Origin of the sequence: Paenibacillus sp. FSL R5-0636 (assembly GCF_037974255.1) — a bacterium.
GTDB classification, from domain to species: Bacteria; Bacillota; Bacilli; order Paenibacillales; family Paenibacillaceae; genus Paenibacillus_AQ; species Paenibacillus_AQ odorifer.
On sequence record NZ_CP150232.1, the window covers coordinates 4,561,186 to 4,588,164 of the forward strand.

27 protein-coding genes and 2 pseudogenes are annotated in these 26,979 nt (G+C 43.2%); 6 read left to right on the plus strand and 23 right to left on the minus strand.

The window, feature by feature from the left end; all coding sequences use genetic code 11:
- Positions 1 to 536 precede the first annotated feature (536 nt).
- The 4 genes and pseudogenes from MKX34_RS20805 to MKX34_RS20820 form a co-directional block, all read right to left on the minus strand.
- Positions 537 to 1,305: pseudogene (locus MKX34_RS20805) on the minus strand (IS5 family transposase).
- Between the two features lie 23 nt (positions 1,306 to 1,328).
- Positions 1,329 to 1,460: a ParA family protein gene (locus MKX34_RS20810; RefSeq protein ID WP_081382544.1), complete on the minus strand. Its 132-nt coding sequence runs from the start codon at positions 1,458 to 1,460 to the stop codon at positions 1,329 to 1,331.
- A 66-nt stretch (positions 1,461 to 1,526) separates the two neighbouring features.
- Positions 1,527 to 2,015, minus strand: a complete 489-nt coding sequence (locus MKX34_RS20815; protein WP_141240335.1) for a hypothetical protein — start codon at positions 2,013 to 2,015, stop codon at positions 1,527 to 1,529.
- A 12-nt stretch (positions 2,016 to 2,027) separates the two neighbouring features.
- Complete coding sequence (locus tag MKX34_RS20820; protein ID WP_155288153.1) at positions 2,028 to 2,189, minus strand: hypothetical protein; 162 nt, start codon at positions 2,187 to 2,189, stop codon at positions 2,028 to 2,030.
- Between the two features lie 257 nt (positions 2,190 to 2,446).
- Between MKX34_RS20820 and MKX34_RS20825 the strand changes: the two genes are divergently transcribed.
- On the plus strand, positions 2,447 to 2,785 hold the full coding sequence (locus MKX34_RS20825) for a MepB family protein (RefSeq protein ID WP_339203311.1): 339 nt from the start codon (positions 2,447 to 2,449) through the stop codon (positions 2,783 to 2,785).
- Here the strand turns inward: MKX34_RS20825 and MKX34_RS20830 are convergent.
- A complete protein-coding gene (locus tag MKX34_RS20830) occupies positions 2,755 to 3,285 on the minus strand; it encodes a hypothetical protein (RefSeq protein ID WP_076296796.1) in 531 nt (176 codons plus the stop codon). The genes MKX34_RS20825 and MKX34_RS20830 overlap by 31 nt on opposite strands.
- 107 nt (positions 3,286 to 3,392) lie before the next feature.
- On the opposite strand from MKX34_RS20830, the gene MKX34_RS20835 reads away from it, so the two are divergent.
- Entirely contained in the window at positions 3,393 to 4,001 is a 609-nt protein-coding gene (locus MKX34_RS20835; protein ID WP_076296797.1) for an isoprenylcysteine carboxylmethyltransferase family protein, read from the plus strand.
- 128 nt (positions 4,002 to 4,129) lie between these two features.
- Positions 4,130 to 5,398 (plus strand): alkaline phosphatase, encoded by a 1,269-nt coding sequence (locus MKX34_RS20840; RefSeq protein WP_036688991.1) that lies wholly within the window; start codon positions 4,130 to 4,132, stop codon positions 5,396 to 5,398.
- A 69-nt stretch (positions 5,399 to 5,467) separates the two neighbouring features.
- Here MKX34_RS20840 and MKX34_RS20845 read toward each other — a convergent pair whose 3' ends face one another.
- Together MKX34_RS20845 and MKX34_RS20850 are read right to left on the minus strand one after the other, a co-directional pair.
- Entirely contained in the window at positions 5,468 to 5,674 is a 207-nt protein-coding gene (locus tag MKX34_RS20845; protein WP_076100152.1) for a hypothetical protein, read from the minus strand.
- Between the two features lie 69 nt (positions 5,675 to 5,743).
- A complete protein-coding gene (locus MKX34_RS20850; protein ID WP_076100150.1) occupies positions 5,744 to 6,265 on the minus strand; it encodes a PadR family transcriptional regulator in 522 nt (173 codons plus the stop codon).
- 181 nt (positions 6,266 to 6,446) lie between these two features.
- Between MKX34_RS20850 and MKX34_RS20855 the strand changes: the two genes are divergently transcribed.
- Positions 6,447 to 8,372 carry an FAD-dependent oxidoreductase gene (locus tag MKX34_RS20855; protein WP_052097144.1) on the plus strand — a complete coding sequence of 642 codons (1,926 nt, stop codon included), beginning with the start codon at positions 6,447 to 6,449 and terminating at the stop codon, positions 8,370 to 8,372.
- A 397-nt stretch (positions 8,373 to 8,769) separates the two neighbouring features.
- Here MKX34_RS20855 and MKX34_RS20860 read toward each other — a convergent pair whose 3' ends face one another.
- The 7 genes and pseudogenes from MKX34_RS20860 to MKX34_RS20890 all read right to left on the minus strand — a co-directional run.
- Entirely contained in the window at positions 8,770 to 9,864 is a 1,095-nt protein-coding gene (locus tag MKX34_RS20860) for a winged helix DNA-binding domain-containing protein (RefSeq protein WP_076296798.1), read from the minus strand.
- 106 nt (positions 9,865 to 9,970) lie between these two features.
- The gene (locus tag MKX34_RS20865; protein ID WP_076296799.1) at positions 9,971 to 10,942 is read right to left on the minus strand and encodes a ring-cleaving dioxygenase; all 972 of its coding nucleotides are present in this window, start codon (positions 10,940 to 10,942) and stop codon (positions 9,971 to 9,973) included.
- 90 nt (positions 10,943 to 11,032) lie between these two features.
- Positions 11,033 to 11,497, minus strand: coding sequence for a MarR family transcriptional regulator (locus tag MKX34_RS20870; RefSeq protein WP_036688999.1), 465 nt, complete (start codon positions 11,495 to 11,497; stop codon positions 11,033 to 11,035).
- An 80-nt stretch (positions 11,498 to 11,577) separates the two neighbouring features.
- Positions 11,578 to 12,291: a type II CAAX endopeptidase family protein gene (locus MKX34_RS20875; RefSeq protein WP_076296800.1), complete on the minus strand. Its 714-nt coding sequence runs from the start codon at positions 12,289 to 12,291 to the stop codon at positions 11,578 to 11,580.
- A gap of 98 nt (positions 12,292 to 12,389) precedes the next feature.
- Positions 12,390 to 13,730 (minus strand): HAMP domain-containing sensor histidine kinase, encoded by a 1,341-nt coding sequence (locus MKX34_RS20880; protein ID WP_076100143.1) that lies wholly within the window; start codon positions 13,728 to 13,730, stop codon positions 12,390 to 12,392.
- Position 13,731: 1 nt separating this feature from the next.
- A complete protein-coding gene (locus MKX34_RS20885; RefSeq protein WP_038572324.1) occupies positions 13,732 to 14,427 on the minus strand; it encodes a response regulator transcription factor in 696 nt (231 codons plus the stop codon).
- 79 nt (positions 14,428 to 14,506) lie between these two features.
- Positions 14,507 to 14,830: pseudogene (locus MKX34_RS20890) on the minus strand (phosphotransferase); the annotation flags it as partial.
- Positions 14,831 to 15,111: 281 nt separating this feature from the next.
- On the opposite strand from MKX34_RS20890, the gene MKX34_RS20895 reads away from it, so the two are divergent.
- Entirely contained in the window at positions 15,112 to 15,459 is a 348-nt protein-coding gene (locus MKX34_RS20895; protein ID WP_036689003.1) for a PadR family transcriptional regulator, read from the plus strand.
- Entirely contained in the window at positions 15,446 to 16,441 is a 996-nt protein-coding gene (locus MKX34_RS20900; RefSeq protein WP_076296801.1) for a hypothetical protein, read from the plus strand. Before MKX34_RS20895 ends, MKX34_RS20900 begins: the two co-directional genes overlap by 14 nt.
- A 383-nt stretch (positions 16,442 to 16,824) precedes the next feature.
- Here MKX34_RS20900 and MKX34_RS20905 read toward each other — a convergent pair whose 3' ends face one another.
- The 9 genes from MKX34_RS20905 to MKX34_RS20945 form a co-directional block, all read right to left on the minus strand.
- Positions 16,825 to 18,102: an alpha-L-fucosidase gene (locus MKX34_RS20905; protein WP_076296802.1), complete on the minus strand. Its 1,278-nt coding sequence runs from the start codon at positions 18,100 to 18,102 to the stop codon at positions 16,825 to 16,827.
- A 48-nt stretch (positions 18,103 to 18,150) separates the two neighbouring features.
- Complete coding sequence (locus MKX34_RS20910) at positions 18,151 to 19,101, minus strand: ROK family protein (RefSeq protein ID WP_036689009.1); 951 nt, start codon at positions 19,099 to 19,101, stop codon at positions 18,151 to 18,153.
- Positions 19,102 to 19,129: 28 nt separating this feature from the next.
- Complete coding sequence (locus MKX34_RS20915; RefSeq protein ID WP_038572334.1) at positions 19,130 to 19,822, minus strand: copper homeostasis protein CutC; 693 nt, start codon at positions 19,820 to 19,822, stop codon at positions 19,130 to 19,132.
- Positions 19,823 to 19,846: 24 nt separating this feature from the next.
- On the minus strand, positions 19,847 to 21,286 hold the full coding sequence (locus MKX34_RS20920; protein WP_076296803.1) for a leucyl aminopeptidase family protein: 1,440 nt from the start codon (positions 21,284 to 21,286) through the stop codon (positions 19,847 to 19,849).
- A 41-nt stretch (positions 21,287 to 21,327) separates the two neighbouring features.
- Positions 21,328 to 22,320 (minus strand): dipeptide ABC transporter ATP-binding protein, encoded by a 993-nt coding sequence (locus MKX34_RS20925; protein ID WP_094903192.1) that lies wholly within the window; start codon positions 22,318 to 22,320, stop codon positions 21,328 to 21,330.
- Positions 22,317 to 23,318: an ABC transporter ATP-binding protein gene (locus tag MKX34_RS20930; RefSeq protein WP_038572340.1), complete on the minus strand. Its 1,002-nt coding sequence runs from the start codon at positions 23,316 to 23,318 to the stop codon at positions 22,317 to 22,319. The genes MKX34_RS20925 and MKX34_RS20930 overlap by 4 nt, the downstream gene beginning before the upstream one ends.
- 13 nt (positions 23,319 to 23,331) lie before the next feature.
- The gene (locus tag MKX34_RS20935) at positions 23,332 to 24,243 is read right to left on the minus strand and encodes an ABC transporter permease subunit (RefSeq protein ID WP_036689021.1); all 912 of its coding nucleotides are present in this window, start codon (positions 24,241 to 24,243) and stop codon (positions 23,332 to 23,334) included.
- A gap of 66 nt (positions 24,244 to 24,309) precedes the next feature.
- Positions 24,310 to 25,233: an ABC transporter permease subunit gene (locus MKX34_RS20940; RefSeq protein WP_036689023.1), complete on the minus strand. Its 924-nt coding sequence runs from the start codon at positions 25,231 to 25,233 to the stop codon at positions 24,310 to 24,312.
- Positions 25,234 to 25,345: 112 nt separating this feature from the next.
- Positions 25,346 to 26,950 carry a glutathione ABC transporter substrate-binding protein gene (locus tag MKX34_RS20945; RefSeq protein ID WP_076296804.1) on the minus strand — a complete coding sequence of 535 codons (1,605 nt, stop codon included), beginning with the start codon at positions 26,948 to 26,950 and terminating at the stop codon, positions 25,346 to 25,348.
- Positions 26,951 to 26,979 lie beyond the last annotated feature (29 nt).

The window sequence follows — 26,979 nt, forward strand, 5'->3', positions numbered from 1 at the left end:
TCAGCATGCTATAGGCTATGACCAGTAGGGTTCGTGCCATAGCAATTGGCGTTAGCATGAAAGAAGTACAAGAATGGCTAGGTCACAGTATCTATTCCACCACAGCCAACATCTATGCTCACTTGGAATTCAGTTTTAAGGTCACTTCCGCAAACCGAATGAATGAAGTAATAAAAATAAAAATAGTCCACCAGATTTTTAATCTATTGAACTGCTCTTAGTAAAGGGCGAGAGGACTCGAACCTCCACGGTTTCCCACTCGATTTTGAGTCGCGACTGCTATTGAGAAGATAGCAGAAATTAAGTCCAAGAAGAGGAGTTTAAAGACCGCTAAAAATCCTTGTAGAATCAAGGTTTTTAGCGGTCTTTCTGGTCTTTTCCAAGCCCGTAAGGGTTCCCGGCATCTGGGCAAAATGAAGCTTTTTGGGACGTTGGAGAGAACTCGGGAAGAACTCAGAAAGAACAACAACAGAACGGCCCGCTCCCTACCATTGACAAAATAATGAAGCATCTGTGTAGGGCGTATCTGAAAACTATCATTGAGTCAATTTAAAAATGGAAGCTATGTATATAAACGCGAGGAATGACTTAGTCAACTTATCGTAACGAGTGGCCACACGGCGAAAGTGTTTGATTTTATTGAAAAAGCATTGAACCAAGTGGAGTTCTTTCTACCGATACCAATCGACCTTCCATGGATGTTGACTATTCGTTTTAGGCGGAATGGTGTAAGTGGCCTGTTCAGTCGTAATCCAGTTCCGAATCGCTTCTGAGCCATAGGCTTTGTCGCCAAGAATGTGACTTCCAATAATATCTAACTCCTGAAGCAATTCAATCGCTGGAAAAGAATAACTTGACCACCCGTCAGTAGAAAAGCTAGAGGGTTGCCTAATCCATCGACCATGGCATGAAGTTTGGTCGTCTTGCCGCCACGACTGACGCCGATGTGTTGGTTTACTTCGTGTCCATCTGCGTTTTTTTTGCACCGGCACTGTGTCGGTGGGCTTTGACCGATGTAGAATCGATGCTCAAGTTTTTAAAATCGGGTTCGATGTGAAGGGCTTGGAAGATGGCGATAAGGAGTCCGGAGTCTCTCCATTTGCAGAAACGACTGTAGGCCGTTTTCCATGAACCATAACGTTCTTCCGGCAAGTCTCGCCATGCGGCACCACTTCGGGCAATCAAGGAAAGGCGTTAAACATCGTACGATTGCTTAATTTCGACGGTCTTCCTGTTTGATAGGGGGAACATGTCCTTTATTTGTTCCCACTGTTCATCGGTTATTTCGTACCGTCTTGGAATCATGCTTGTTTCTCCATTCGTTTTTCTCATATCATACCATAGGATTCTATAGTTTTCAGACAAGACCTAGATAAAGCGTAAGCAAGATTGTATGCAGTGGTCGTTTTGCCTGTACCGCCTTTCTGATTGGCAATGGTAATAACCGTCGTTTTGGACATTTCAATTCCCTCCCTGAAAACAGTAGGCTATTAAAATGAGTAAAAAAGATTTTATATCGTTCTCCTTTAACTGTTTCGCTTCTCTTCAAAGTCAGTCAAAACTGGCTCGGGAAGTTTGCGTTTCAAATGTGCCAGTATATGCTCAAAGCAATATACCAATGATTCGCGGTTTAAGTTCGGTATCCGTCCTAGCAACTCCCACTCGGCATTAGTCAGATTCTCTTTACACTTCAGGCATTTATGGTTTGAAACCGCAAATGATTGTATTGGAGCGGCTCCATCCTCCACTCCTGCAGGTGGTCCACTCTGTTGTAAATGTGCAAGCGCTGGGTTCCCTGCCCAGTCCTCAAGCTTGTAGGGGGCGAGATCCTTCCATCCCATCTCATAAGTATCAATCGCGTCGATGAAAGCTTCATTGACTGCCTGATCGACCGCTGTACGTATTAACTTGGGCTCGGCAGCAGGATCTCCATTCATAATCGATACTCCGTAGCCATCACGAGTATAGGGTCCAATACGGATCTGTACGATCGCCTTTACATAGCGATGTGGCACACTAATATCCAGCTACTTAATCTCCTTATCCCACTCACTGCCTGTTGCAGTCTCAATTCGATCTGTATAGACCTGATTGGGGATATAAACTCCCTTCTTATCTTTTCGGTGTGTTACTGTCCCTTCCGGAAAGCGCTGCTTCAGCGAAGCTATGATCTCCTGATAGTTATCCATCCTCTCATACCTTTCTATTAGTCATATTTTTTCATGATTTTAGAAAATCGTTCATAAACGATGGCCATGTTTACTTCTATCCTACATAGTGACTTACTTGCTACCATGGAAGAAGTATATAATCCTTGCAGGTTTGATTGCTCCGAACCAATTCTTGAACCGCAAAATGCGGAATACGGAGCATATATCTTTACCTTAAATGCGCTGGCCATTAGATTCCGGGTGGCTAAATCACACCCACTAAAGTCGGGCAATTTGTGACACTATGGGAGCGAATTGGAGATCATCCCATCCAACCCTATGACATCTCAGATCCTGCTGATCTCTTCGTTATAAGTACACGAAATGGGAATCACTTTGGCCAATTTATTTTTCCAAAAGCTGTCCTAGGAGAACAAGATATTCTATCTGCTAAAGGTGAAGGTGGAAAAAGAGCTTTTCGAGTCTACCCGCCTTGGGACAATCCCACGAGTCGCCAAGCTCAAAAAACGCAAACATGGCAGTCGGAATATTTCTTGGATATCCCTGTAAATAAACCCGTAGACTACCTTCGTGCACAAGCACTTTACGGTTTACCTGTAAATCTTACGGTCTGACCTATCTCCTCCACATGTTCCTTATCGCCCTGCAAAATAAAATAATAGTATACATCATCTCCTATTTTCACCGCTTCGGGATATTTAATTATAAGCGCCGCTTGATGATTCCATTCCTCCCCTTGGTCAGCAGAAGGCATAATCAACTTTGCCTTCTCTTCCTCTTTTAACCTCACTAATGTCAGTTCAGTGATTTGCGGATTGGAGCCATAAGGCTTCAGCTGATGGGAGGCAATAATTTCAGCTACTTCATCTATTGATTGTCCCTCTCCAGACATAGCGGATAATTGAAAAAAACCATCCTCCCCCTGACCCTTCTCATCATCTGCTGAATCGACGACCCATTCCGTTGGATACTTCAAAGAGACTCCATAAGCATTGGAAGTAAAGGTTGCAAGCCCAGTTTGCGTAAGCAGCATACCGATTACAGTACCTGCAAGTGCAATAACCACGATAACCAACACCCAAAGCCACCGTTTTTTGTATACATTTGTTTTCACGATATCCCCCTAAATCAATAATTAGTTGACATGTACAATATTAGGAAATAAGATATAAACAAACATATGAGCAATCATTCATATGTATTGCTGAGGAGGAAATTATAATGAGCGATCTTAAAAATATCCTATCTCTACTTCTTTTCTGCATCTTCCTAATTTCTTATCTATTAAAGCTCCCTATACTTTACAAGAAAAACCACATTAAAGGAAACGTTCTGGCTAAAGGCTCTAAACTATCTAAAATCTATTATACCGAGCTATTGGTAAAAACCTCTACTTTTTTATGGGGCGCAGCATGGTTTGTTTTTTCCTTAGCAGAGTCTTTTATGGTTACACTTGTAGGCAAAACGTTTGATATTCCTGTACTGCACTTTAGCGGTGTTGTTATAGCTGCGCTCGGATGTTTCATTTTCATTCAAGCTATGATTGCTATGCGCACTTCATGGAGAGTTGGGATTGATAAGACTACTGTAACCAAACTCATCACACACGGTATTTATAAATATAGTAGAAACGCTGCATTTGTCGGGTTTGATCTCATGTTTCTGGGATTGTATCTGATGTACCCCAATCTGTTAACACTCCTAATATTCTTTCTTAACATTGCCGCGATTCATTTACTAATTCTTCAAGAAGAGCAACATTTAAAGTCCGTATTCAGAGATGAATATATCCAATATGCCAATAATACACCTAGATATTTTCTATTTTAAAATCTTTTATCACAGCTCGGATAATTTATATTCGCTATATCATTTTACATTTTTTACAAGACAAGAAAACATTCTCTTAATGTAACTACTATAATATGAGACTGTAAACATACATTAGGAGGGAAATTATGAAATCACCGAAAAAGCATGGCGTCAAAACAGCAATTGTAGCGACAGCGGCAACGGCTCTTTTTGTATCCAGCATAGTCACTACTCATGCACCTAATCAAGCAGACGCAGCATCTTCGAACACAAGAAATGTAATTCTGTTTATTGGAGACGGAATGGGTGCTGCTCAGCGTGATGCCATCCGGCTTGCCACCGTAGGTGAAAAAGGAAATCTAGCAATGGATTCGATGCCATACGTTGGATTAATTCATACAAGCTCCACTGTCCCTGTTACAGATTCGGCTGCTTCTGCTTCAGCCTATGCCAGCGGTGTGAAAACTTATAATGGAGCTATCGGAATGGATGCCGATAAAAAAAGTGTTAAAACCATTATGGAATATGCTAAAGATGCCGGAAAATCAACAGGTGTCGTTACTACTAGTCAGATTACAGACGCGACTGGCGCCGCATTTGGTGCTCACGTCGAAGACCGCTCAAAGCAAAGTGATATCGCCCTCCAGCTTCTGACTAAGAGCAAGGTTGATGTTCTGCTTGGTGGGGGTGAGGATTTCTGGTACCCTGCAGGCAATCCCGGGAAATTCCCAGATGAACCCGCTGAAGATCCTTCAGAGAAAAGCAAAGGAACACAAGGTAACCTTGTTGATAAAGCTAAACAATTGGGCTACACCTATGTAACGAACAAAGCGGATATGCAAAAAGCAAAAGACGGCAAGCTACTGGGAATATTCGCAAACGAGGAAATGTTCCAGCAAAATCCTGAGGGTGAAGGGGATATTTATAATCCGGTGGTATCGCTGCCCGAGATGACTAAGAAAGCTATAGATACGCTAGCAACAAATAAAAAGGGATTTTTCCTTATGGTGGAAGAAGAAGGCACTGACGAATTTGCACACCAAAACAACGCTAAAATGACGATTAAATCAGGTCAAGAACTGGACAAATCCGTGCAAGTAGCCAAAGACTTCGCCAAAAAGAATCCAGATACACTGGTTCTAGTTCTTGCCGATCATGAGACCGGCGGATTTTCTATTGAAGCAGTTGACGCAGATGATGAGTCCGGTGACGGCATATCCAAAGAAGACGGTCCATTCGCCATCGCCAATTCCAAACACAATTTTGTAGTGGACTGGACGACCTCAGGCCATACTGCGGTTGATATTCCAATCACAGCTATGGGCAAAAATGCACAATTATTTACTGGAATCTACGAAAACACCGAAGTATTCACCAAACTTATGCAAGCATCAGGTTTTAAAGCCAAAAAATAAAGGCGAACAATAAAAGACTAGCCAAATTAAGGAGGATGCCCCCTGCTCTCTATTGAGCAGGGGGCATCCTCACTTCTGATTACCTCGGTTGATATTAGCATCAATTAAAGCATTTTTGTGCTTGTTATCTTCTTCTTCTTCTTCTTCTTCTGTTACAACTACGCTTTTCAAAAATAACGGACTGTTGTTAGTAATCATCAAATTATACTCATTATCGTTTTCTACTTTTGTATCATACTTAAGTATTTCTTCACAGTCATAAGCTTGACTCTTCAATCTTATATTCTATTGTACCTCCTCATATTTTTAAAAATTGATTGCCTCAAAGGGTGCTAAACTGTGTGCTTATGCTTCTAATTTACGTGACAGCTCCTTAATTAACTCGATCTCTCGTAAAACCATACTTCGGGTGTAAAAATAGAGCTCCTCAGAGTAATCCATATCCTCACTATTGCCTACTACTTTGGATAACTGCTGTAAATGGTCCAGCTTTTCGTTCATATAAGTCTCTCTGTAATCAAGCAATCTTCTACGTGTCTCCTGATCCAAAAGCTCATAATAAGCAAGACGAATAGACCATTCATTATCAATTCGAATCGTCTCCAGCGTAAATTCTGTTAAGCAAGTGTGAAACCGCTCCTCACCCTCAGTAGTTATTGAATATACATAACGTTTAGGCCGGCGTTCCTGAATTTCCGTTTTTTTGATTACCCATTTTCGCTTTTCAAATAATTTCAGCTTTGGATAAAGCGAGTTATTGTTTACGATTTTATCATTGCCCATTACAAAAATAATGTTTTTTTTAATTTCATAACCATGTTTGGCCCCTTTCATTAATTGGGCCAGAATCAAAACTTCAATATCCATAATCATCCTCCGGGCTTCCGGAATACGTATCCGGTTCATCATTTTCTTATATTACCTCAATTACTACAATCCTGCCAAATCACTCGTGATTTTTTGCACATACTTTCACCCTACCCTTTCGCTAATATAGGTTAAAATAACCTATTTATTTTTAACCTATATGTAGAGAGGAAGTTATCATATGGAATTCACACATTTATTTAGCAAGGGCACAATCGGAAATATGGAGCTTAAGAACCGGGTCATTTTACCAGCGATGGGCACGAAAATGAATGCGCCGGGTGGATACGTCAGTGATCGTCTGATTGATTACCATGTAGCACGAGCTAAAGGCGGCAACGGCTTAAATACTGTAGAAGTAACAACTATTCACCCAACGGCGGCCTCCGATGATGCTCCTGCCCTTTATGATGATAAATTTATTCCAGGTATGGCTCAATTAGCATTAGCTATTCGAGAGGCAGGAGGCAAAAGCTGTCTACAGTTATGGCATGGAGGTAAAGTAACTCCCAACCTAATTCAGGTCTCCTCTTCACCTGTTCCATTTGAAGGCGTAAGTCATATACCACGTGAACTTGCGCATCATGAAGTCGGCGAGATGGTTCAAGCTTACGCAGATACAGCCTCACGTGCGAAGAAAGCCGGATTTGACAGCGTGGAATTCCATGCCGGCCATGGTTATTTGCCCCAACAATTTCTTAGTCCTGCAATGAATTTTCGTCAGGATGAATACGGCGGTTCTTGGGAGAATCGTTGCCGCTTCCCGTTGGCTTGTATCCGCGCTATCCGGGAAGCGGTTGGACCTGGGTTCCCTATCTTGATGAGAATTTCTGCAATTGAGGATCTACCGGGCGGACTTACGCTGGAAGATATGAAGCTCTTCTCGAAGCTCGCTGAAGAAGCTGGAATTGATGCTATTAATGTATCTCGTGGGGTCCCTGCTGGCGCTGCAATTAAATATGAAGTTCCGCCAATCGATTTACCTGTGGGCTTCAATGTAGATAACGCAGCACAAATTAAATCTGTGGTTAACATCCCTGTTATTGCCGTAGGCCGTATTAATGATCCAGCAATTGCAGACCGGATAATCGCGGAGGGTTTGGCTGATTTTGTAGCCATTGGGCGTGCGCAGCTGGCTGATCCGGAATTCTGCAATAAAGCTTTAGCCGGACGTGCAGACACCATCGTTAAATGTGTGGGTTGCGACCAAGGCTGCTTCGATGGATTCGTGAATCCTAATGTGCCATTTATCAGCTGTGTGTTTAATCCTGCAACCGGCCGTGAAAGTGAATATGAATTGCAGCAAACGAATATCCCTAAGAAAATACTTATTGCTGGTGGTGGCCCTGGTGGATTAGAAGCAGCTGTCACACTGAAACGACGTGGGCATCATCCAATATTATGCGAAAAAAATGACATTCTAGGCGGACAGCTTTATATTGCCGGCGCCGCACCACGTAAAGAGGAAATGGCTGCAGCCGCTCTGAATATGGGAGAAACCGCTAAACGTGAAGGTGTAGACATTCGATTGAATACAGAGGTTACACCTGAATTAATCCAAGAAATTGGTCCAGATGAGGTCATTCTTGCAATCGGATCTTCTCCTATTATTCCGCCTGTGGAAGGCGTCGACAGTTCACATGTGGTCAATTCACATGATGTGTTGTGGGGAACGGTTCATCCAGAAGGAAGAGTCGTTATTATCGGTGGCGGTTTAGTGGGGCTTGAGGTCGCAGAGCTGCTTGTAGAACGCGGACATCAAATCACTGTAGTTGAAATGCAAGCCGATGTTGCTAATGATCTAGGACTTTTGCGTAAAATCTGTGTCATGGAAAGTCTATATGGACATGGCGTTGAATTAATAACCAACAGCAAATGTATGGCGATTCAAGGGGATAGCGTAATTGTTGAAAAAGACGGCGAATCTCACAGCCTACCTGCTGATTATGTAGTAATCGCCGTAGGTTCACGCGCCCTCAACAAACAACCTCTTCAGGATTTCTTGGAGGAAAGCTCCATCCCTTATCATGTAATTGGCGATGCGGTGCAAGCGCGTAGAGCGCTTAATGCGATTTGGGAAGGCGCTGAATTAGCTAGACGAATCTAATTAAGCTAGCTATAAGATTTATGAAACAAACCCGGCAGGTCGCCCTGCCGGGTTATTTTTTACTCAGAGTGCATTCGTGAGCGGTTATCCGGTAATCGGTATCCATTCAACCATTCACCATTCGCCCATTATGCCGTTCTGTCTTTCGGACTCAGGAGGCGCTATTGAGCTAAAAGTAGTCTTTTTACGTATCTATCGGACCCAGATGCCGCTATTCCGCAAAAACAGGGGGCAAAAGTGGTGCTGCGACGGGAATAACTGCATTGGAGTCCGAAAAGCTCAGCAAATCAGCATTTAGGAGCTAATAAGTGCACTGGTGTCCGTTAGCGTTAAAGGTGCGCACAAAAGTATGGTAAGAAAGATGAAAACGGTGAGAATGATGAGAATAGTGAAATACTCATGTCAATGAACCACTCACATTCATTTTGAGTATCGGCAGCCCAATAAATGCCGCATATCGCTCAGCTTCTTTAAGTACCAACTTTTCCGTATCGCCCAGATCGGCAAAAGGATGGATCATAATCTCAATCCCCTTGGTCTTTAGGGTTCTTTTCCATGTACCCACAACCTGACCCTCCACAACAATCGTTGGAAGAAAAACACCATTATTCCCTGGAACTATCAAAGGAGCAACGTCGGGCTCTAGAACGGCACTTCGGTCTTTATAACCAAGAATGTACTCATCAAAACCCGGAAGCAGATGAACGCCCGATTCCTCAGCAGTTGACTCTAGCCGATCAGCAGACATCCAATACTCAGTGCCATCAATAACCTCTGATTGCAGTTGACTTTTGGCCGCTTCCAGTCCTCGTCTGGCATCTGTAAGGGTTATGCCTGCCCACCAAGCAAAATCTTGAACAGTTGCTAAACCATGTCCAGTGAAATATCTCCGAGCGAGTTCATACAATGACTCTTCGTAAGTAAGATCGCGAAAATGAGGCACCCATTCCTCTAGCAAAACAATCGTTTGCTGCTTACCATTCATCGGCCCGAAACAAATCAGCCCTTGGTACGCAACATTCCACAACATATGATAACCACGCTGGTTCCCTGTGTGAATACCTTCTTCTTCTATTAGCTGAAGTAAAAGAGCACGATCTAGCTGCTTCCCACCTTGTAAAGCATTAACTATAATATGTCTACAACGTTCTAGTGTCTGATCATCTAACCCAAGCTCTGCATTTCGTCGCTTTGTTTGTCCCGTTAAACGCGGCACAGATAGCTGATGCATCCACTTTACATCTTCCGGTGGGACAAAATGAAGCGTACCACGCAGCGTCCAATTCAGAATCATCTTGCGATCAACGATAGCACACTCTATATCAGCTAAATTCGAAGATGGAGTACGTAATCCGATCGCCCACATCGCCTGCATGTAATCCTGCGCCTGTATTGCCCCTAATTCTTTAACGACCTGTTTGGGCTTGATTAGCTTGGAATCAACGATCTTCTGATTATATAAACGCTGAGTAGCTATCATTTTATTCGTCACACTTTACCTCCTTAAGTGAACCTTATCAAACCATCGTCTAACCTTATAGGAATGATTTTAATATAATTTTTTCCAATCTCATAGTTTTTCTTATTTCTTAGCTATATTATTGGATAGGATGAAGTTTCGATTCAATCTCTTCCCGGCGTTCTTCCAGAAAAGAAGGTAAGGTCAAATTCTCGCCCAGCGCATCAAAAGATTCATCAATCTCAAACCCTGGACCATCTGTAGCAAGCTCAAAAAGAATATGGTTCGGATCACGGAAATACAAGGAATGGAAGTAATAACGATCAATGACCCCTGTGTTCTTGAACCCTTCAGCTGTGATTTTAGCAGCCCATGCGGTTAACTCTTCCAGATCCTTCACTCTTATAGCCACATGATGAATACTGCCTTTTCCCGGTCTTTCCCGGTCTTGATCATTAACTTCTTTGAGCTGAAGTTCAGTGTACAAGCCGCCTTTAGCTGTTTCATAAATATCCACCATTACCTTCGGGTCACCCATGGATGGCACTCTACGAACTTGTGTATAGCCTAAAATATCCTCCAAAACAGCCTTTGTACGGCTAGCCTCACGGACAGTCAATTCAACGGGACCCAAACCAACAATGGCATATTGTGGTGGAATATCATCAGTAATCCAAGGTTCTACCAGCTGAGTCACATTATCTTTTTCTGCGGACACCAGATGAACCGTTAATTCATCACTATCCTGAAAAGTAAGCGAATTACGCTCCTCTATACTTACGATAGCTTCATGAGCGATTTCAAATGTATCTAATCTGTTAGCCCAATATACTAAGGCCTCATCGCTAGGAACGAGAAGAGAGATTGCAGAAATGCTGTTCGTTCCTTTCCGGGTCTGGCCTGCATTTGGCATTTCAAAAAAGGATACCTCGGTGCCTGGAGCGCCATTAGGGTTGCCATAGAATAAATGGTACATGGTTGGATCGTCCTGATTTACGGTTTTTTTGACAAGTCTTAGTCCCAGAACTTTTGTATAAAACCATAGGTTTTGTTTAGCGTCTTTAGTAATCATTGATACATGATGTTGTCCGGTTATTTGTTGTTGGCTCATTTTAATTTCCTCCTAATATGATTATGGTTTACTAGTAAACTGATGCTGAAAAAAGGAAGCTTTATTCAGAATAAAGCTTTTACAATACTACTAAACTCCTCGTGGAATTCGATTCTCATTTTGGCTATGGCGGTGAATCTTCTTAAGCATGCTGTAAAATACCTTTTTCTCCTCGTCCGTCAGTGGATCGAATAACGAAGCTTGGAAATCCGATTGCAAAGGAAGAACTTTCTCGATAAGCGCCTGGCCCTTTTCAGTTAAAGAAATATACTTCACCTTCCAATCCTGCTTACGCTCAATCCATCCTTCTTTTTCTAATCTGCCAAGCATATGTGATACTCCACCTTTAGTAATGGTTAAATGCTCTGCAATATCCATCTGTGTCACAGGCTGATGTAATAGTATTTGTACTAACGCATCAAACTGGCTAACCGTTAAATCAAACTGCTTCAAGAACTCATTGGAAAGATCGTTACTATTGTCATAAACTCTTACCAGCCGCAGCCAGATCAACAAGCTTAGTTTGTTGTCTTCAGTGAATCCATTGTTTCGCATTATGCCACATCCATTGCTTTGGAATTGGATCTATTTGATTATCAGTTTACTAGTAATCTGATGTGGAGTCAAGTTTCGTATTAACTTAAGAAATAGAGAAGCACAGATAAACCATTACTAGCCATGTGTGCAACTATAGGCACTAATATATTTTTTCTTTTCTCATAAAGGTAGGCAAAGATTAATCCAGCAGTCATATAGGAGAAGATATTCCACATTTCGTTATAGTTACCCTGAAAAACCACGGCTCTATAGACATGCTGGAAGCCAAATAAAAAGCAAGATATCAGATAAGCCAGAAGACGACTCTTCCTGCGGATCGTGCTATAGATGGTAACCCGATATACTAATTCTTCAATCAAGGGGCCAATCCAGACCACGTTCACTGTAAAAATAAATGGATACGAGGACAACATAGCCCGTAAATCCACCTCATTAACAGACTTTGTAATAGGATGAAAGATGGAAATTAGTGTGGGAATCAACATACTTCCGATGATAATAATCAAACAAAGTCCCCAAACCATCCATAACATATTACGGACCCAGTATTGTCTGAAATCATGGATAGCTTGTTTATAGAACCCCCTAAAACCTAAAATCACTCCTATGTAGATCAGACCATTCAACAGTAAGGCCATTCGATTTTGTTGTTCTGGCTGCCAAATAAAAACATGGTTAAGAATCTCCATAATCGGCCGGATCAAGAGAATAGAGAACAATCCTAAAAAGTACATTACTGCTAATATAACGCCCAAGATCAATTGCCTTTTACTTAATTTCTCATCAATCATTATAATCTAATCCCCCATGTAAAATTGTTAATAGACTGAATATCAACCATTTTAGCATTGGGAAATTTCATACGACTTAATGTAATCTTACATAGACCTTAAATTTTCCAGTTCAGCCCAATTATAATTTCAAACTGGTTATCCTGCGTATTCAGCTGAACAGTCCCTCCATGAGCAGTTATTATTTTTTGAACAATGAGTAGCCCTAATCCAGAACCTGCCGGGTTCAAGGCTGATGGTTGACCGTAATTAACAAAAGTAAGCTTGGCTCCATCACTCACCTTTTCCAGCACAACTTGAAACTTAGAACCTCGCTCCTGATAAGCGATGGCATTATAAAGCAGGTTTGAGAATACACGGTTCATTCTTTTTTTATCAAACTGTAGAATTATTTCTTCTGGCTCGATTACAAAATCAGGAATCAGACCCGCAGCCTCAAGCTCGGGCAACATATGTATCATTTCTTCTCTCAAATATTCTGAGAAATCATCTGTTGTAACATCCAAACGAAATTCGGGACTTTCCATTCTCGATAATTCAAACAAATCCTGAATCAATACATTGGCACGGATACTATTTTCGTATATTATTTTGGCAAATTCCAAATGTTCTATCCGACCGCTCACCTGTTCTTTTAGTTCAAGCTCTGCGTAACCCATAATACTTGTTAATGGATTTTTTAAATCATGGGATATATCCAATATTAGATTTTTTCGATTGATTTCACTCTGTTCTTTTAACGAGGTCTGGATCTGAATCACTTCTGCCATATGATTAAAAGCCTGCTCCAGTTGACTAAACTCCCGATTTCCGCCTACCTGTACTCTTGCTGAATAATCCCCATTCTTAACCTTTTCAACAGCAGCGGACAACTGGTCTAAGGGTTTAATGAAACTAACCGCTGTAATTCTCGCATAAATCATCGTGCTTAGAATCAAAATCAACAAATAACCTAACCCAATAAACCCAAGCATTTGAAGGGTATGATCCTGCATAGGTGAATCTGAATTCCAATGGAAACTGCCTGTCATCTTCACTTGTATAGGTAAAAAGACGATCAGCCAAAAATGTTCCTGCTCATTATATTCAACAGTGATCATATCTTTGTTAGCTCCAGTATTCATTAGAAAATCCGTAAATTCTTTGACACTAATCTGCTTGGACGTAAATGGATTGTTGCCAATGGAGTGTATGACTTCGTAATTGGAATTCACAACCTGTAAACTGCCCCCGACATCATTAATAACACTAGTGTCAATTCTTTGATAGTCATTTTGCATAAGTTTAGCAGCCGTTAACTGATTATAAATAATGTCCTTAGATCCCAGCCTGTTCATGCTAAACAAAGCAACAATCACCAATATCGTGATAACCGTTGTTATAAGAAAGATCGCGATATAGTTTTTTAACAATTGATAGGATATATTATGTTTTTTCATCTTATTTACCTGGATTGTAGAATTTGTAACCTAGTCCACGCACTGTGACGATAAATTCGGGATGGTGTGGGTCCCGTTCAATCTTATTCCTTAGACGGCTGATAGTAACCATAATCGTATTATTATCACTATAGAAATCCTCTTCCCACGCCGCTGCATATAACTTTTTGGGCGTAAAAATTTGATTAGGACTCTGCATCAGACATTGTAATACCTTATATTCCTTGGCATTTAAAAGAACCGGACTTTCATTTATGTACAACATACATTCCTTTAAATTCAGCTTCAATTCTCTATGTTGGATTGTTTCTTCAGTTATCGATTGGCTAAGATCGTATACATTTCTTCGTCTCAGCTGCGCCTCAACCCTAGCCACAAGCTCTGAAGCACTAAATGGCTTCACCATATAATCGTCCGCTCCAAGACCTAAACCAACAACCTTATCAATTTCTTCACCGCGGGCAGTTAACAAGATAACCGGAATATGGCTTTTCTCTCTTATCTGTCGCAACAGATTAAGCCCATCAAGCTTGGGCATTACAATATCCAGAATGGCAAGATTTATTTCATGTTGATTAACAACCTCTAAAGCCTCAATGCCATCCTTGGCTTCGAATACTCGATAGGATCGATCTTCTAAATGTATTTTCACTAGTTTTCTTATATCAGTTTCATCTTCAGCAATCAGTATATTCATCGCTCAATTCCCCTAACTAATCTCAAATAGCTGAGTCTTTTCACTCAGTATACCTTGCCAAATACCACTTCGGTATATAAAGCCTAAAGAATACATCTGGAACATCATGATTAAAATACCCATGGATTCGGCCCGATGCGAACTCTGGACTCGTTAGTGCACACCAAGAAATGCGATTAAATTCCTCCCAAGGATCACCATAATCAAATCTATTAAAATCAATAATTCCAAGTTCCCTCGACTTCGTAATGATCATATTCCCTACATGATAGTCGCCGTGTTGAAAAGTCTGCGGCCGCCCCTCCAATAAGTAACGATTCGCCTCCACAAACTCAATGACCTGCTCTGCTCCCTTTAGAACAATACCGAATGTTTGATATTTCGTGATGTACTTATCGATCTTCCACCCCAAACTGAAGAGGTCATTTCACAACCTCCTTTTAATCAAACTGCTTCACAAAATAGAAAAATTTTCTTATTTATTTCTTAGAAGATTATTTTATTCAATTGATGTTGGAACAACAATAGTGTATGATGCATAGTATAGATTGAATACTGTATGACACATAGTAAGTATAAGCGGCTTCGACGTCCTCTCAAGGACAACAAGCCTTTAAACCAAAAATATAAGAACAATTTATAAGAGATTATAAATCCTTATATTTTAAATAATGAGGTGGGTGAATGAGTACTTTATTAAATTCTTTAATCACAGAGCTTAGAAGAGGTACGTTAACGCTAGCCGTTTTAAGTCAATTACGAACACCCCAGTATGGATATTCGCTCGTTCAATTGTTGGAGGAATCCAGCATCATCATCGATCAAAGCACCTTATATCCATTACTTCGCCGATTAGAGAAACAGGAATTAGTGACGAGCAGCTGGGACACATCCGAGAGCAGACCCCGTAAGTATTATGTTCTAAGTGACTATGGCGTAGAGATTTTTTTACAGCTAAAGGAAGAATGGCTTAAGAATTCGAAAGAACTCTACGGCCTATTACAAGGGGAGGATGACCATGAAGCTAATTGAGATTTACATTCATGAAGTTACTCGGAGGTTACCGGAACAAAATCGGGAAGACATCGCATTAGAATTACGATCAACCATCGAGGATATGTTACCGGATGATTATGACGAAAAAGAGGTAAAGGCCGTCCTTGAAAAATTGGGCAATCCAGCTATTTTAGCTAGTGAGTACCGCGATCAGCCCATGTATCTCATCGGCCCACGCTATTTCGATTTATATGTTACGTTATTAAAAATGATTATACCAATCGCTGTAGTTGTTTCTTTAATCGCTCTGGTTGCTGATTACTTGATTGGCTACAGCGGCGATAAAACAGTTGCGGATATTGTTACTGCAGTTATAAGTACAGGAATTGGAACCTTCCTTGAAGTAGGAATCCAAGTCTTTTTTTGGATAACTGTTGTGTTCGCTATTATCGAACGGGCGGATAAAGGAAAGGAAGGGCATCCGCTTACTACAAAATTAAGGAAATGGACTCCTGATGATTTGAAGGATATCGCGCTTGTCCATAAGAAAAAAGCAATTACAAGCTTCGAAGTGTTCGGAAGTTTACTGTGGACTGCCATTTGGGCTACTGTTTATTTTAATGCTGAACACCTGATCAGAGTCTATAGAGGCGGTGAAGGCGCACTTAACTTCGTAGCCCCAGCTTTTAATCAGCATGTGTTACTTGATTATTGGCCTATTATTCTAATTGTGATCGGATTAGAAGTCGCATTAACTATATATAAATTAATCAAGAGACAATGGACTAGAGAATTAGCATTATGTAATACGGTCCTCGAGCTCATTGTACTTATTGTATTCGCTGTTATCCTTATAAATCCGAATGTATTTAACCAAGAATTCATTAACTACATGTCTAATTTATTAACCACTACAACTAACCAATTTGAAACGGGACTAGTAGGTGGAGGTATCGCAGTCTTGATTTTAGTTGCGGTCCTCAATATATATGAAGGCTTCCGCAAGGCTCGCCTCTAGTATTCGCAGAGCGGTGATTCTCCTGTTATTTGGAGAATTGCCGCCTGACTCGTTGAATGCCTGCTTCAAATGCTTCAACAAATTCAACAGTATTGTCACCCTCTAAGAGTTACGGACCCAGATGACGTTATTTGCACATTCTCTCCCCTTGAAGCAGGGCTTCGGACTCCAATGACGTTATTCCCTAGAATCAGCTCCATATCGGGGGTGTTTCAAGGCAATAGCGGCTATGAGGTCCGTTGGCATCCCAAAAGTGCGATATTTCTGGGTTTAGAGTCATCTGTGTCCGATAGGTGTTACGTATGTGCAAATATTAGCAAGCATATGTAAAAAAGGAGTTGTCTCAGCAGCCATTCAGGGCATATGGGACAACTCCTTCTGATTTAATTAAATAGTTCAAGCTCGATAACTGTATCCATCTCATCAGGTAATATCGCGCCTTTTAATGTAATAAACGCTCCACCGTCAACATCTGAATATTCCTCAGCCATCCACGGTGCCTCCACCTTTAGCTCGGTACCATCACGTAGTAATCTAGCCTTTTTAATCTTCCCTTTCAAGCCTTGGAAATAGATCGGGCCAATTCCACGGTCGTAGACATGCGCATACAATTTATTGCCCTTTTGCGTATACCGTCCCCACTCTGGTTTAGGCAGCGAAGACTTCCCGCATCCATAAATACTGTCTCCATTAAGGCGCATCCACTCCCCAACTTCGTCAAGGATAACCAGTGATTCCCGTGTCATTTCACCTTTAGCATCTGGTCCAACATTGAGGAGCAGGTTACCATTCTTACTGATACATTCGACCATCGTACGGATGACTTGCTTGGTTGATTTATAATTCTTATCCTCGGAATGATAACCCCAGTTGTCATTAAGGGTAATGCAGGCTTCCCAAGGGATGGATTGGCCGTTTACGTCAACAATGCCGCCAGGTGGAATGATTTGCTCGGGGGAGAAGAAATCTCCAGCATATTCCTCAGGTTCTGCCGCACGAATATTGCCACCTAATCGATTGTCGATAATAATATCAGGTTGTATGGAACGAATCATCCGGATAAGCTCCGTCGCCTTCCACTTCTCCCCTGTCATATTATCGTAGGAGAAGTCAAACCACATAATGTCGATTTTACCGTAATTGGTGAGCAGTTCCTTTACTTGCCCATGCATATACTCCAAGTATCTATCGAAATCAATCGGCTTATCTTTAGCCGCTTCGTTATCCCGATCAGGATGTGCCTTATCTCCATATCCGGGATAATCCTCATGGTGCCAGTCTATGATAGAGTAATATAGACCTACTGCAATCCCTTCAGCCCGGAAAGCGTCTACATATTCCCGCACTAGATCACGCCCAGCGGGCGTATTAGTGGCTTTGAAATCAGTCAGCTTACTATCGAACAGACAGAACCCGTCATGATGTTTGGTCGTAAGAACAGCGTATTTCTGACCCGCAGCTTTTGCTGCACTTGCCCATTTCTTCGGATCATATCGAGAGGCGTCAAATTCATCGAAATACGTCATGTAATGCTCTCTACTCATCCGCTCGTTACCGCGTATCCATTCCCCTCTAGCAGGAATTGAATATAATCCCCAATGGATAAACATCCCGAACCTATCCTGTAAGAACCATTTCGTTCTTTCTTCTCTTGCACCCATCTCTCCAACTCCTCGTTAATGAAAGCTATAATCAATCTTTCACTCCACCTAAGCGGTATGAAATAATGCTGCGGCTCCAATTAAACCTACATCGTCTTTGAGAGCGGCAGGTTCAATTGTAAAAGTACCCTTATATGGATCCATGACAAATTGCTCCGTCTTCTCCACCAGTGCAGGGAATAACAAATCTCCAGCCTTACTCACGCCTCCACCGATCACGATCCGATCAGGATTGAACGTATGAACTGCATTGGCTAGACCTAGTGCCATATAATGAATACTGCGGTCAATAACCTCGACGGCCACGGCATCGTTAAGTGCCATGGCTTCAAATACGTGCCGCGAAGTAATTTTTTCTCCATTTATATTAGCCAGTTCCGTAATCATCGACGGTCTGCTCTCCATACTTCGCAGCGCCATATCCCGAATCGCTGTGCCCGAAGCGAAAACTTCCCAGCAGCCGAATCTTCCACAGCTACATTCCGTTCCGTTCGGGTCAATAATATTATGACCTAGTTCACCAGCAAATGAATTTTTGCCAAGAAGCAGCTTGCCGTCAATGACGATACCTGCTCCAATCCCTGTGCTAAAGGTAACATAAACCATGTTGTCTGCACCTTTGCCAGCTCCTCGGACATACTCACCCCAAGCCGCAGCGTTCGCATCATTCACTACCTTTACTTCAACGCCTAGCTCCGACTCCATCCAGTGCTTCAGCGGAACATTATCCCATTCCGGAAGATTGGTGCCGTGAATAACGATCCCGTCCTGGCTATTTACAGCTCCGGGAGAAGCCAGCCCCACTCCAGTGAGTGGTCGTCCTTCGGATACGGAGCGGATCATATCGATCATTCGCTGCACCACTTCTTTAGCGGTACGTGCCCCAGCCGTTTCCATCAGTTCCCGTTTCAACACGGTCCCCTTTGAATCGAACAATGCTGCGGCAATTTTTGTGCCTCCTAAATCGATTCCAACTACGTAGCTCTCAACCTTCTGCATAACCCATTCACCTTTTCACTATCTATTATTAGCCGTTAGAATGAATACTCTCTGCTAACGCCCGTAAGGCTGCTGGATCGATTGGCGACAAAGCGTCTTTATCATAACGAACAGCCGACCCAAAATGCACTTCGGTTACTCCAGTCTGATGTATAAATGAAGTAATACCTTCCGGCTTCAAACCGCTTCCAGCCAGTATACTTACCGTTTTACCTCTTGATTCCTCGACTAGCTTCCGCATAGCAGGAATAGCTTCTGGTGCCGGACCTGGCCCAGCAGAAGTGAGTACACGCGTAATTTGCGGATACTTACAAAGCGTTCGATAACCTTCTATTTGATCCTTCAACTCATCAAAAGCACGGTGGAAGGTTACTTGCAATCCATCGGTCAACGGCAATAATGTTTCAAGCGCTCGCTCGTCGATAGTCCCTTCCGGTGTTAACGCACCAATCACAATCCCCGCCGCTCCGCTGGCTGCAATTTGCTTTATCTCTGCTGCCATGGTCAAAATGTCATACTTTGAATAGCAAAAAGAACGGCTGTGCGGGCGAACCATAACAAACGCAGGAATGCTAACCGATTTAGCAACTTGTTGCACCAATCCTATCCCTGGTGTTAGACCGCCTTCCGTAATCGCAGTAATGAGCTCCAGGCGGTCAGCCCCGTTCGCTTCGGCTGTAAGAGCATCGTCCATACAGGTAGCGATGACTTCCAATCTCATAACTTTCCCCCACTCTTCCGGTTGTTATTGTTGTGCCTGTTTCATGACATAATCAGCGAGCAATCGAGCACCATAGCCCGTTGCTCCAGCTTCTGAATACCCCACATCCTGCTTGTACTGAACCGTCCCAGCCATATCAATATGAACCCAGCTCAGCGATTCCGCTACAAAACGCCGTATAAAAAGCGCTGCTGTAATCGCACCTGCAAAAGGTGAAGTACTAACATTACGTAGATCAGCGTAATTGCTTCGAAGATCGACTTCATATTCATCCATAAGCGGCATGGGCCACAGTCGCTCACCATTGCGCTCACCGATTTCGACGAGGTTCTGCGTCATCTCTCCATCACCCCATATGCCGGCGATACCTAATCCTAGCGCTGCGCCAACATTTCCAGTAAGTGTTGCAATATCGATGACCTTAGTTGCCCCGATATTTGCTGCATGAATAAGCGCATCCGCGATAATAAGCCGCCCCTCGCCATCCGTATTTGCAACCTGAACCGTCAGCCCATTAGGATAGCGTATAACAGACGATGGCAGCATCGCTTCAGCATCTGGTACGTTATCAACAACTGGGATCAATACGGTCACATTTACATGAGCTTGATTCCGTACTAAAATATCCAGCGCCCCAATAACAGCTGCTGCACCACCCATATCCATACGTGCATCGCTGATATCACTTGCGGTCTTAACATTCATCCCACCCAAATCGAAGGTAACACCTTTACCCACCAATGCCAGCATTGGCAATTCAGGGTTACTCTCATAGCGAATTTCAACGAGGGCTGGGGAGTGTTTACTGCCTGCTCCAACCGCCAGCAACCCATTCATCTGTAGGTCAACCAGCTCCTGCCCCCGGTAAACATGAACTTTCACTGCTGCGTTATCACGCTCGAAATATTCGACCATCCATTCTGCGAACCGATCCGGATTTAGAGTCCCGGGCACCTCATTCACCAGATCGCGAGCAACCACTGCTCCTTCAGCGCGTATGCGGCCAGTACTTAGTACAACTTCCAGTTCAAGCTTAGTCAGCTCAGGCCAATCGGCTGTCTGGAGCAGCAAATCAACTGAATTGTCTATTTTAGTAACGCCACGATAGGTTTGGAAACGATATAATCCGAGAAGCCAGCCTTCAATCCATGCTTGCAGCTCATCCGCAGCGGAAATATCACTTTCTGCTGTCCTACGAACAAATGAAGCGAAATTCAGCCCTTCTCTTAGAGCTAAGCGGGCGGCAGATCCCGCTGCTCGACGAATTTTCTCAAGCGTAAGAGCCTTACGTTTTCCCATTCCAATAGCTAACACATCGGACTCTTCCTCAGAACGAGAATATAACCATGTCACACTGCCACTCTGTTTGTGAGCTTCTCCCAGCCGAATAGGAAAAGGCTCCTCTTCATAGGCTAAGTAGATAAGCATATCCGCCCCATTAGCAGAATCGAACAAGATATTCATAGCTGTCCCTTCTTTTCCGTAAAGTGTACTCACATTTAAAATTATCGTTCTAGTTTCAACATTTCTTCATCAAACAGATGACAAGCGAGCTCATGACCTGGTTCAACTTCCCGGAATACAGGCACATGTTGCTTACAGATCTCCATACAGGAAGGGCATCTTGTATGAAAGCGACAGCCCGTCGGCGGATCAACGGGACTTGGAAGGTCACCTTTTAGAATAATGCGTTCCTTCTTCAAGCTTGGATCGGGCACGGGAACTGAAGATAGCAGCGCTTGGGTGTAAGGATGCAAGGGACGGTCATACAATGTATCCTTATCAGCCGTCTCCACAAGGGAACCCAGATACATGACCCCAATTCGATCACTAATATGCTCGACCACACTAAGATCATGAGAGATGAATAAATAGGTCAGGCCATATTCCTCCTGCAAGTCCTGTAACAGATTCAACACTTGGGACTGAATCGATACATCCAGTGCTGACACGGGTTCATCCGCCACGATTAGACTAGGGCGCACTGACAAAGCCCGGGCAATCCCAATCCGTTGCCGCTGTCCACCGCTGAACTCAAACGCAAATCGCTCAGCGTGCAAACTGTTCAATCCAACGGTCTCCAGCAGTTCGCAAGCTAGCTTATCCCGCTCTTTGGAGGACAGCTTTGTATGAATAAGCAGGGGTTCGGCGACAAGATCCTTCACCTTCATGCGTGGATTAAGTGAAGCGTAAGGGTCTTGAAACACCATCTGCATATCTTTGCGCAGAGGCCGCATTTGGTTATCTGAGATATGGCTAATATTTTGCCCCTTAAACCACACTTCTCCATGATTGGGTTCCAGTAAGCGAGTCACTAGTCTGCCCGTAGTCGATTTCCCACAGCCACTTTCACCTACAAGGCTGAACGTTTCTCCTTTACGAATGGCGAATGAAATCCCATCAACGGCGTGCAAATATTTAGTCGTTCCGAAGAAGCCCTTCTTCACAGAAAACAACTTCTTCAAACCCTTAACTTCAATTAGTGGAGTCTCTTTCATAAACATCCCGCTCCTTCCGTGTCCTCCTGCTGTGTAAGCCAACAACGGCTTTTGCGCTCTAGTCCCTCAATCGGAAGTAGCTCAGGTTCGTGCGACAGACAACGCTCCATGGCAAAGTCGCAGCGAGGCGCAAACTTACAGCCGGCAGGCATTTGTGAAAGGTCTGGCACATTCCCTTTTATTGACTCCAAGCGATGTACATTCTGGCGCAGCTTAGGTACCGATTGAATTAATCCCTTGGTATACGGATGCTGCGGTCTGGCAAACAGCTCCTGAACAGAGGCTTCCTCCACCACACGACCTGCATACATTACAACTACCCGGTCACATAATTCGGCAACTACTCCAAGATCATGGGTAATGAGCAGCATTCCCATATCCTGTTCATCTTTCAACTGCTTCATCAGATCAAGAATTTGCGCTTGAATCGTTACATCGAGTGCGGTCGTGGGTTCATCGGCAATCAACAGCTTAGGATGACAAGACATGGCCATTGCAATCATGACCCGCTGTCTCATCCCGCCGGATAGTTGATGCGGATATTCATCGATTAATTCCTCTGCGCGAGGGATACCTACAAGCCGCAACATATGAATCGCATGCTCACGAGCCTTCTTGCGTCCATAACCCAAATGCAGTCTAATCGGCTCTGTTAATTGCAGCCCAATCCGCAGCACTGGATTAAGAGAGGTCATCGGCTCCTGAAAAATCATTGCCAGATCATTTCCCCGGATTTGGCGCATCTCCTTCTCAGAAATCTTCGTCAAATCCTTTCCTTCAAAACGCACAGAACCTTCAGAAATTCTACCCGGCGTATCTTTAAGCAACCGCATGATCGATAATGAGGTTACACTTTTGCCACAACCAGATTCACCAACCAGGCCTAGCACTTCACCTTTCTTAATGGCAAAGTCTACCCCCGCAACCGCAGTAATACTTCCATCGCCGCGTTTGAACTCCGTTTTCAGCCCTTGTACATCCAGCAAATGTTGAGTCATGTCTTGTCCCTCCTTAGTTTTTCATTTTGGGATCAAGAGCATCACGCAGTCCGTCCCCGACCAGGTTAAATGCAAGTACTGTTAAAAAGATGGCTATCCCCGGAAAATAAACAATATGTGGAGCAATACTTAAATAATCACGTCCCATACTTAACATTGCGCCCCAATCAGGCTCCGTTGTTTTTGCACCCATTCCGAGAAAGCTTAGTGATGCAGCGGCCAAGATCGCTCCGCCAATCTTCATGGATAGATTAACGATAATGCTGGGCACGGTCTCAGGAAAAATATGACGCCAAATAATCCGGCGATGCTTCGCTCCCATGGAACGAGCAGCTTCCACAAACAATGTTTCTTTCGCAGACAGCGTTACGCTCCGAATAATTCGGGCGAACGATGGAGTACCAAAGACTGCAACCGCGATAACAACATTGGATAGACCCGGACCGAGGATGGCGACGATCCCAATGGCAAGCAGCAAGTCTGGAAATGAAAATAGTACATCACTGCCACGCATAATAATCCGATCTAGCCAACCGCCATAATATCCACTTAACAGACCTAGGATGGTTCCAAGTACGCCTGCGATGAAGACGGAACTGAGACTGACAGCTAAGGTTAAGCGAGTACCATCAATCAAACGGCTTAGAATATCACGGCCATATTCGTCTGTCCCGGCCCAATGTGCAGCAGAAGGACCCGCCATAAGGGCATCGTAGTTTGGTTCATCAGGATTATACGGGGTCAGAAATGGCCCGAAAATTGCAATTAGGAATAGCAATATAATAAAAAATGCGGCCACAAGGGGCATCTTTTGTTTACTGAACTTACGTAAAAAAACACCCATACGGCCTTTTGTTTTCTCCGGGGCCAGTACCTCTCCGGGTAATGGAGATTTTGCTCCCATCACCGCCGAATTGTCACTCATGATATCCCTCCTGATCCTAAATTCACCCTATAAATCTATTGAAATTCTGCTTCTTAGTCGCACTAGCTACTGAGAAAACCTTATTTTCGGATTAAGTACGCCATACAATAAATCTACTAATAGATTGATAAGAATAAATTGTGTAGCAAACAGAAGCAGTAAGGCTTGAATGACTGTATAATCCCGGAACAAAATGGAGTCTACTAGCAGCCTGCCAAGACCCGGAATACTGAATACCGTCTCAACCATTACAGAGCCGCCGAGCAGGAACCCAAACTGAAGTCCAGCTACGGTAACCACCTGAATCAAAGAGTTGCGCAGCGCATGCCTGCCGATAACAACATACTCGCGTAAGCCTTTTGCACGTCCTGTACGGATATAATCCTCCCGAAGGGTCTCCAGCATAGATGACCTAGAATAACGGGCCAACATAGACATAATTCCCATCCCAAGTGTAATGGAAGGAAGAATATAGGACTTCCAGGAATCAACACCACCTGTTGGAAACCAACCAAGCTCTACCGAGAAAATTTGAATGAGTACCAAGCCTAACCAAAATCCAGGAATAGACATCCCTGAAATAGCTGTCAACGTCCCTAAATGATCTGGCCACCGATTGCGATAAACGGCTGAAACCACGCCAATTAGAAGACCAATAATTAGAGCCCAGGCCATACTGAGAAAAGTCAGCCACAACGTTGGCATTACTCTGCTTTCTAGCATGTCGGTAACCGGGATCCCTGAACGGATCGAATTGCCCAGATTCCCACTTAGCAGATCACCCATGTAGTTTATGTATTGCTTCCACAAAGGCAGATTGAGACCCAGCTGCTCCTGAATTCCACGAATCTCTTCAAGTGTGGCATCTTTACCGGCAATAAGTCGGGCTGGATCGCCTGGGATTAAGTGAATAAACAAAAAGACAAGCACCGATACAATGAACAACAGCGGAATAACCCCGAGGAGTCTTTGTAAAGCATATCTACCCAACTCATAAGCCCCCTTCAGTATCGACAAATGATTTAGTGAGGCCGCTTCCCACCATACTACAGAAGCGGCCTCGTTCATTTCTTGGGATATTAAACCTAACGTTTGTTTAGCATTATTTCACTTCTGCATTCAGGACATTAATGGAACCATCCGGGAAGACCTTAACTCCTTCCAGATACGATCTTTTGCCTGAAATGATTTGGTCGACGCCCATGAATGCCCATGGAGCATCTTCCCATATTGTTTTTTGAATATTGCCATAAATGGATTTAGCCGCTTCTGGATCAACAGATTTATTCGCCTCAGCGATCCACTTGTCTACATTTTCATTTTTATAATAGGCTGTATTTGAGCCAGCAGGCGGGAACATTTCACTACTGAACAACCCTCTGGTTGCACCATCTGCATCACCTGAAGACGGAGACCAGCTGACATACCACATTTGAATTTTTGCTTCTTCTGGCGTCTTAGCAGAGTTAATTTGGTCGGACAATGTGCCGCCTTCCATGGATTTCACGTCTACCTTAATCCCTACAAGTGCTAGCTGTTGCTGAATAAATTGCATCCCCTTCATAGTTTCGGATTCATTTTCACCCCAAATTTCGGTTTCGAATCCATCAGGATATCCTGCCTCAGCAAGCAATTGTTTAGCTTTTTCAATGTCATAGTCATAACCTGTTTGTGGGGAATAGTATTGTGTTTTGGAAGACATCGTGGAATCAAGCTTAGCGCCAAGACCCGATTTCACAACTTTGATATAAGCTTCTTTATTGATAGCATAGTTAATGGCTTGACGAACCTTCACATCATCAAAAGGTTTTTTCATCGTATTTAACGTTACATAACGAACAATTGTCGAATCGATGGTATCTACAGTAATTCCTTCAAGACCTTCAACCTCAGATACTTGCTCCGTTGGCATTGGATAAATGAAATCTGCCTCGCCGGTTTTTAGCATGGCTATCCGTGATCCATTCTCTGGAACAGGTCTAAAGGTCACACTATCCACTTTTGGCAACCCAGCTTGCCAGTAGTCAGGGTTCTTAACGACAACCAAGCGGTCGCCTTGCACCCATTCTTTGAACTTAAATGGTCCCGTTCCTACAGGATTTTTCGAAATATCGGCGCCATTTTCTTCTAAAGCTTTCGGACTAATAATAGGTGCCATAGCTACTTTATTTAAAAATGCATTGTACGGCTCGCTGAGTGTAATAACCACGGTTTTAGCATCAGGAGTCTCCACTTTCGCTACCTTTGCGAAGCTTTTGCGCAGTCTCAGATTGTTCTTCTCATCTTGAATACGGGCGATGTTTACTTTAACCGCTTCAGCATTAAAGTCAGTACCGTCTTGGAATTTAACATTCTCTTGCAGTGTGAACGTGTAGACCAACCCGTCTTCACTTATGGAATGGCTTGCGGCAAGAACAGGAACTACGTTCATATTCTCGTCAAAACCCATCAGACCTTCGTACATCGTTCTGGCAGCGCTGATTGAATGCGTATCGCTTGCGTTATGAGGGTCCAGCGTAATAAAGTTAGAATTGATGGCAATTACAATGTCTTTATCATTCTTTGTAGTTGGGGTGCTAGTTTCAGTTCCACCAGCAGTATTGCCGTTTTGTCCCTCGTTGCTCGCTTTGTTGCCGCACCCTGCAGTCACTACTACTGTAATAAGCAGCAGCATGAACATTGACCATACTTTTCCTTTTGCTTTCATTTTTTACACTCCCCTATTCAAACGATGTA